At 64.3% G+C, this 7,752-nt stretch carries 6 protein-coding genes; all 6 read left to right on the top strand.

From position 1 onward, the window contains the following. A partial coding sequence (locus tag U5782_RS39985) for a hypothetical protein (protein ID WP_322049384.1) occupies positions 1 to 240 on the top strand: 240 nt, incomplete at its 5' end. Between the two features lie 396 nt (positions 241 to 636). Further along, on the top strand, positions 637 to 4,692 hold the full coding sequence (locus U5782_RS39980; RefSeq protein WP_322049383.1) for an FAD/FMN-binding oxidoreductase: 4,056 nt from the start codon (positions 637 to 639) through the stop codon (positions 4,690 to 4,692). 42 nt (positions 4,693 to 4,734) lie between these two features. Then, on the top strand, positions 4,735 to 5,184 hold the full coding sequence (locus U5782_RS39975; RefSeq protein ID WP_322049382.1) for an HIT family protein: 450 nt from the start codon (positions 4,735 to 4,737) through the stop codon (positions 5,182 to 5,184). A gap of 120 nt (positions 5,185 to 5,304) precedes the next feature. Continuing rightward, entirely contained in the window at positions 5,305 to 5,724 is a 420-nt protein-coding gene (locus U5782_RS39970; RefSeq protein ID WP_322049381.1) for a DUF971 domain-containing protein, read from the top strand. 102 nt (positions 5,725 to 5,826) lie between these two features. Next, positions 5,827 to 6,558: a bifunctional demethylmenaquinone methyltransferase/2-methoxy-6-polyprenyl-1,4-benzoquinol methylase UbiE gene (gene ubiE / locus U5782_RS39965; RefSeq protein ID WP_322049380.1), complete on the top strand. Its 732-nt coding sequence runs from the start codon at positions 5,827 to 5,829 to the stop codon at positions 6,556 to 6,558. Between the two features lie 36 nt (positions 6,559 to 6,594). Continuing rightward, positions 6,595 to 7,599, top strand: coding sequence for a Tim44 domain-containing protein (locus U5782_RS39960; RefSeq protein WP_322049379.1), 1,005 nt, complete (start codon positions 6,595 to 6,597; stop codon positions 7,597 to 7,599). Positions 7,600 to 7,752 lie beyond the last annotated feature (153 nt).

Here is a 7,752-nt window from a genome sequence, read left to right as displayed (position 1 = left end):
GACTTTCTTGAGGTAATCGTCGTGGGAGGCCATGCGAAGGGGCGCGCCGGGCGCGGCAGTGTGACGGGAAAAAGACGGGAAAACGCAAATGATAGCGCCAACGGACGGCGTGCTGGCTGCAAGGGCAGGGCGGCGGCGCGCGTGCGCCAAGGGGCGGTGCGCCACGGCGGGCGCGCGATGCGCGCCATTGCCCGACCTTCCGGACGGCGAATCAATTTTCGCGGGAAAGACAAAAAATGAAAGTTATATGTCCGCACAGTTCCCGCGCACCGTCAGCGCGCGTGCGGATCATGCGTTAAAATCGCTTTTTGAAACAAGGATCGGAAGATGCACTGGCAACCTCGGACAGCCCATTTGATGCCCGCACGGCGCGAGACCCGCCCCGCGGCGCAGCGGCACCTCCGCCACGCACGATCGTGTCGCTAAGTCCGAGCGCCGGGGAACCATCGGCGTGAGCGCTGCCGCCATGCTTCCCCACCCCCTTCGTCCGCCATCAGCCACCGCACGCCATCCGCGAGCCACCGGCGGACTCGATTTCAGAATAGCGCCCCACGCGCCCCGTCAGCTTCCGCCATGCAGGCCGCTTGCCCATCGAGCGAACCACTGAGCGGGACTGGCTCAAAGAGTCGTCCAACCATGAACGCACCTCAAGTTTTCGATCCTCACGGCGCTGCCGCCGCCGTGGCCGCCGACGTCGAACCGCGCCTGCGCGAGATTCCGTACAACTACACGTCCTTTTCGGATCGCGAAATCGTCATTCGCCTGCTAGGCGAACAGGCCTGGGACGCGCTGGCCGAACTGCGCGCCGAACGCCGCACCGGCCGCTCGGCTCGCATGCTCTACGAAGTGCTCGGCGACATCTGGGTCGTGCGCCGCAATCCGTATCTGCAGGACGATCTGCTCGACAACCCGAAGCGCCGCGCGCTGCTGATCGAGGCGCTGAACCACCGCATCGCCGAAATCGAAAAGCGTCGCCGTGCCGACCTCGTCGAGCACAACGACCAGGAGGGCGTGGAGCGCGCCGCGCGCGTGGAGACGCTGATTGCCGCGGCCCGCCGCGCCATCGACGCCTTCGCCGCCGAATTCGAGAAGATGGCCGACCTGCGCCGCCGCGCCACCAAGGTGCTCGGCAAGCGCACGCAGAAGGACAACATCCGCTTCGACGGCATCGCGCGTGTTTCGCACGTGACCGACGCCACCGACTGGCGCGTCGAATATCCGTTCGTGGTCCTCACGCCCGACACCGAAGCCGAAATCGCTGGCCTCATCAAGGCCTGTTTCGAACTCGGTCTGACCGTCATCCCGCGTGGAGGCGGCACGGGCTACACCGGCGGCGCGGTGCCGCTCACGCCGTTCTCGGCCGTCATCAACACCGAAAAGCTGGAACAGCTCGGCCCGGTCGAGATGACCGATCTGCCCGGCGTGGACCGCAAGGTCGCGACGATCTTCTCGGGCGCGGGCGTCGTCACGCGCCGCGTGACCGAAGCGGCCGATGCGGCAGGCTTCGTGTTCGCGGTCGATCCGACCTCGCTCGACGCTTCGTGCATCGGCGGCAACGTCGCGATGAACGCAGGCGGCAAGAAGGCCGTGCTGTGGGGCACGGCGCTCGACAATCTCGCCTGGTGGCGCATGGTCGATCCGCAGGGCAACTGGCTCGAAGTCACGCGCCTCGACCACAACATGGGCAAGATCCACGACATCGAAGTCGCGCGTTTCGAGCTCAAGTGGTTCGACGGCGAGCACGCGCCGGGCGAGAAGCTGCTGCGCACGGAGTCGCTCGACATCGCGGGTCGCGTGTTCCGTAAGGAAGGTCTGGGCAAGGACGTGACGGACAAGTTCCTCGCCGGTTTGCCGGGCATCCAGAAGGAAGGCTGCGACGGGCTCATCACGTCCGCGCGCTGGGTGCTGCACAAGATGCCTGCGCATACGCGCACGGTCTGTCTTGAGTTCTTCGGCCAGGCGCGCGAGGCGATCCCGAGCATCGTCGAAATCAAGGACTACCTGTTCGAAACCTCGAAGCAGGGCGGCGCGATTCTCGCGGGTCTGGAGCATCTGGACGAGCGCTATCTGCGCGCCGTGGGTTACGCGACCAAGAGCAAGCGCAACGCGTTTCCGAAGATGGTGCTGATCGGCGACATCGTCGGTGACGATGCCGATGCGGTGGCCACGGCCACCTCGGAAGTCATCCGCATGGCCAACGGCAAGAGCGGCGAGGGCTTCGTGGCCGTCTCCGCCGAGGCGCGCAAGCGCTTCTGGCTCGACCGTAGCCGCACGGCCGCGATCGCCAAGCACACCAACGCGTTCAAGATCAACGAAGACGTCGTGATCCCGCTCAATCGTATGGGCGAGTACACGGACGGCATCGAGCGCATCAACATCGAGCTGTCGATCAAGAACAAGCTGCAACTGGTCGACGCGCTCGAAGCGTTCTTCAAGGAAGGCAAGCTTCCGCTCGGCAAGACCGACGACGCCAACGAAATCCCTTCGGCGGAACTGCTCGAAGACCGCGTTCAACAGGCGCTCGACCTGCTCAAGCGCGTGCGCGAGCGCTGGACCTTCGTGGGCGACAAACTCGACATGCCGCTCGCCGAGGCACAGCACTCGCTGCTGCAAGTGGGCTACGAAGCGCTGGCGGAAAAGTTCGCCGACCGCGTCGACGCGCAGCCGGGTGCGACTGTTTTCGACGTGACGCAGGACCGCACGGTGCGCATCTCGTGGAAGCAGGAAATCCGCGCCGAACTGCGCCAGATCTTCAACGGCGGCGCGTTCAAGCCGATCCTCGACGAAGCCCAGGCGATCCACAAGAAGGTGCTGCGCGGGCGCGTGTTCGTCGCTCTCCACATGCACGCCGGCGACGGCAACGTGCACACCAACCTGCCGGTCAACTCGGACAACTACGAGATGCTGCAGGACGCGCACCACGCGGTGGCGCGCATCATGAAGCTCGCGCGTTCGCTCGACGGCGTGATCTCGGGCGAGCACGGCATCGGCATCACGAAGCTCGAATTCCTCACCGAAGACGAGATCGCCGAATTCCGCGCCTACAAGCAACGTGTCGATCCGGAAGGCCGCTTCAACAAGGGCAAGCTGCTCGAAGGCGCCGACCTGCGCAACGCCTACACGCCGTCGTTTGGCCTGATGGGCTACGAATCGCTGATCATGCAGCAGTCCGACATTGGCGCGATCGCCGAGTCGGTCAAGGACTGCCTGCGCTGCGGCAAGTGCAAGCCGGTGTGCGCCACGCACGTGCCGCGCGCGAACCTGCTGTACAGCCCGCGCAACAAGATTCTCGCGACCTCGCTGCTGGTCGAGGCGTTCCTGTACGAAGAGCAGACGCGCCGTGGCGTGTCGATCAAGCATTGGGACGAGTTCAACGACGTGGCCGACCACTGCACGGTCTGCCACAAGTGCGTGACGCCTTGCCCGGTCAAGATCGACTTCGGCGACGTGACGATGAACATGCGCAACCTGCTGCGCAAGATGGGCAAGAAGAAGTTCAACGCGGGCAACGCGGCGGGCATGTTCTTCCTCAACGCCACCAACCCGCAGACCATCAACCTCGCGCGTACCGCGATGATGGGCGTGGGCTACAAGGCGCAGCGCCTCGGCAACGATGTGCTGAAGAAGTTCGTGAAGAAGCAGACGGCGCATCCGCCCGCATCCACGGGCAAGCCGGCCGTGGTCGAGCAGGTGATCCACTTCGTCAACAAGAAGATGCCGGGCAACCTGCCGAAGAAGACGGCGCGCGCGCTGCTCGACATCGAGGACAACAAGATCGTGCCGATCATCCGCAACCCGAAGACCACGAGCGTGGATTCGGAAGCGGTGTTCTACTTCCCGGGCTGCGGCTCGGAGCGTCTGTTCTCGCAGGTTGGTCTCGCGACCCAGGCGATGTTGTGGGAAGCGGGCGTGCAAACCGTGCTGCCGCCGGGCTATCTGTGCTGCGGTTATCCGCAGCGCGGCTCGGGCCAGTTCGACAAGGCCGAGAAGATCGTCACCGACAACCGCGTGCTGTTCCACCGCATGGCGAACACGCTCAACTACCTCGACATCAAGACCGTCGTGGTGTCGTGCGGCACGTGCTACGACCAGCTTGCGGGTTATGAATTCGACAAGATTTTCCCGGGATGCCGCATCATCGACATCCACGAATTCCTGCTGGAAAAGGGCATCAAGCTCGATGGCGTGAGCGGTACGCGCTACATGTATCACGACCCGTGCCACACGCCGATCAAGACGATCGATCCGGTCAAGCTCGTCAATGAACTGATGGGCGCGGAAAAGGACGGCTACAAGATCGAGAAGAACGATCGTTGCTGCGGCGAGTCGGGCACGCTCGCGGTCACGCGTCCGGACATTTCGACGCAGGTGCGCTTCCGTAAGGAAGAGGAACTCCGCAAGGGCGCGGCGAAGTTGCGCAATATCCCGATCGTCGCTTCTGGTGTGAGCGGCGAGACCGCGGTGCAACCGGCCACGCAGCAGGAAGCGGGCGGCCAGGGAACGACGCAGGACGTCAAGATTCTGACGTCGTGCCCGTCCTGCCTCCAGGGTCTGTCGCGGTACAACGAAGACGCCAACATCGAAGCCGACTACATCGTGGTGGAAATTGCCCGCCACGTGCTTGGCGAGAACTGGATGGCCGACTACGTGAGCCACGCGAACAATGGCGGAATCGAGCGCGTGCTGGTTTAATGGCACCGCCAAATTTTCCGTAACACGGGTTCGAGGACAACGATGGGATGCGTATTCTGTAATGAGGAAGGCGGAGACGTGCTGTGGGAGGACGAGCGCCTGCGCGTCGTTCTCGCGACCGCCGAAGTCGACTATCCCGGCTTTTGCCGCGTGATCTGGAATACGCATGTCGCCGAGTTCTCGGATCTCGACGCTGCGGATCGGGAACATCTTATGCGCGCCGTCTATGTGGTCGAGCGCGCGCTGCGCCGCATCATGCAGCCGTCGAAGGTGAATCTCGCGAGTCTCGGCAATCAGGTGCCGCATGTGCACTGGCACGTGATTCCGCGCTTCACCAACGACGCGCATTTTCCGATGTCGGTGTGGTCGCCGCGGCAGCGCACGGTGTCGGAAGCGATGCTCGGGCAACGCCGGGCGCAGGCCACGCTGTTGCGCGAGGCGGTGCGTCAGGAGATGGAGCAGGCTGGACAAGCGGGGCAGGCGCAGGATTGAGCGTGCGCACATGAGCGGGCGATTGGGTCGATGCTTCGATACGAGCATGCCCATGCGTACATACGCGTGCCCGTGCGTCACTGCGCGGCCGAACATCGCGACGATCGAACAGGGACGATCATGAGTGGATTGAAATCCGATACGCCGGTGCCAACCGGCGTTGTGGTGCACGCGCTGTCGCGCGTGCTTGAACTGCAATATGCGAGCGGCGAGAGTTATCGTATTCCGTTCGAACTGATGCGCGTCTATTCGCCCTCGGCCGAGGTGCGCGGCCACGGGCCCGGCCAGGAGACGCTGCAGACCGGCAAGCGTGAGGTGACGATCACGGCGCTCGAGGGTGTCGGCCACTACGCACTGCAACCGACCTTCTCCGACGGTCACAACACCGGTATCTACTCCTGGGACCAGCTCTACGAGCTGGCGACGCGCCAGGACGAACTCTGGGCCGAATATTTCGGGAAGCTCAAGGCGGCGGGCGTTGAGCGCGACGCGCCGATGGCCGCGCAGCCAGGCGGTGCCGGTCACGGCCACTGCCACTGACGCTTCCTGTTACGATCCAGCCCGCCGCGCGAGGGGCGCGGCGCACTCCATCAAAAAGATCCGGACACGATCCGGCTCAAGACCCGCGAAAGGACGAGCGCGATGAGCAAAACCCACTTCGGCTATCAGACAGTCGACGAACAGGACAAGGCGAAGAAGGTGGCCGGCGTGTTCCACTCGGTCGCCTCGAACTACGACCTGATGAACGATCTGATGTCGGGCGGGATGCACCGCGCCTGGAAGGCGTTCACGATCGCCCAGGCCAACATCCGGCCGGGCGCGAAGGTGCTCGATATCGCGGGCGGCACGGGCGATCTGTCGATGGCGTTCGCGAAGAAGGCGGGCCCGACCGGTGAGGTCTGGCACACCGACATCAACGAGTCGATGCTGCGCGTGGGCCGCGACCGGCTCATCGATCATGGCGTGATTACGCCTGCGCTGCTCTGCGACGCCGAGAAGATTCCCTTTCCGGATAACTACTTCGACGTGGTGACGGTGGCTTTCGGCCTGCGCAACATGACCCACAAGGATCGCGCGCTGGCCGAGATGCGCCGCGTGATCAAGCCGGGCGGCCGCGTGATGGTGCTCGAATTCTCCAAGGTCTGGGAGCCGCTCAAGAAGGCGTACGACGTCTATTCGTTCAAGGTGCTGCCGTGGCTGGGCAAGCGTTTCGCCCAGGACGCGGACAGCTACCAGTACCTCGCGGAGTCGATCCGCATGCATCCGGACCAGGAAACATTGAAGACGATGATGGAACAAGTTGGGCTCGAAGCCGTCAAATATTACAATTTGTCAGCTGGCGTGGTAGCCTTACACGTCGGCACAAAGTACTAGTGCTCCCAACTCTCTGTCTTTAAAGGAAATTTCGCCATGCCCGAGACTCGTAACATTGCTTCCAGAAAGCTTTCGGTGTCTTGGGCGAGGCGGATCGGCACGTTCGCTGTGATCGGCGCGATCGTGGCGGGCAGCCTGGCTTCGCTCGACGCGGAAGCCAGACGCATGGGCGGCGGGCGCAGCTTCGGCCGTCAGTCGTCGGTGGCTTCGCAGCGCAGCACCACGCCGCCGCCGGCCCAGCCGAGCCCCACGCAGCAGGCTGGCGCACAGCGCGCTCAACCGGCTGCACCTACGCCAGCACCCACGCCTGCTCCGGCGCGTAACCGCTGGCTCGGGCCTATCGCGGGTCTCGCGGCGGGTCTGGGCATCGCGGCGCTGCTGTCGCACTTTGGTCTGGGTGAAGCGTTCGCCGGCATGATGGCCAACATGATCGTGATCGCACTGCTCGCGTTCGTTGCGATCTGGCTGATCCGCAAGTTCATGAATCGCCGCCGTGGCGCGCAGCCTGCGTATCAGGCGGGCGGGGCGGGTGGCATGGGCATGAGCCAGGTCGGCGGCTATCAGCCGCAGGAGCCGCGCTACACGGCGCCGCCCACGGGCCAGTATCTCGCGCCCGAAGCGCAGCCGCTCACCACGCCGCAGATCAACACCGTGCCTGACGTGCCGGCCGGCTTCGACACCGAAGCTTTCCTGCGCAACGCCAAGGTGTACTTCGTGCGTCTGCAGGCCGCGTGGGACGTGGGCAATATCGAGGACATCCGCGAATTCACCACGCCCGAGATGTTCGCCGAAGTCCGTGTGGATCTCGCGGGCCGCGGCACGCAGTCGAACCAGACCGACGTCGTGCAGCTCAACGCCGACCTGCTCGCGGTCGAGGAGCGCGGCAACGAGTACCTCGCGAGCGTGCGCTTCTCCGGCCTGATCCGCGAAGAGGCGGGCGCGGCCGCAGCACCGTTCGTCGAGATCTGGAATCTGTCGAAGTCGCGCAACTCGGGTGAGGGTTGGCTGCTCGCGGGTATCCAGCAGGTCGAACCGCATTGAGGCGTTAGTACGCGGATAGGGCACCGATGAACTGACGAGCGCAGCGGTGCAAAACTGACGAGCGCCGCCCTGCAGAACTGACGAGCGCCGCGGTGCGGCGCGGCCTGCGGCCTCGAACGCTACAATAGGAACCCGCGCGAGCTTGATGCCCGC

The organism is Paraburkholderia sp. J67, assembly GCF_905220265.1.
Taxonomy (GTDB): domain Bacteria; phylum Pseudomonadota; class Gammaproteobacteria; order Burkholderiales; family Burkholderiaceae; genus Paraburkholderia.
Note: the sequence above shows the minus strand (reverse complement) of the source record. Positions and strands in the feature narration are given on the sequence as shown.

What these genes read in the sequence shown, in the direction of transcription:
- U5782_RS39980 (WP_322049383.1), top strand. Translation starts at nt 637, where the DNA reads ATGAACGCACCTCAAGTTTTCGATCCTCACGGCGCTGCCGCCGCCGTG.
- U5782_RS39975 (WP_322049382.1), top strand. Translation starts at nt 4,735, where the DNA reads ATGGGATGCGTATTCTGTAATGAGGAAGGCGGAGACGTGCTGTGGGAG.
- U5782_RS39970 (WP_322049381.1), top strand. Translation starts at nt 5,305, where the DNA reads ATGAGTGGATTGAAATCCGATACGCCGGTGCCAACCGGCGTTGTGGTG.
- ubiE (WP_322049380.1), top strand. Translation starts at nt 5,827, where the DNA reads ATGAGCAAAACCCACTTCGGCTATCAGACAGTCGACGAACAGGACAAG.
- U5782_RS39960 (WP_322049379.1), top strand. Translation starts at nt 6,595, where the DNA reads ATGCCCGAGACTCGTAACATTGCTTCCAGAAAGCTTTCGGTGTCTTGG.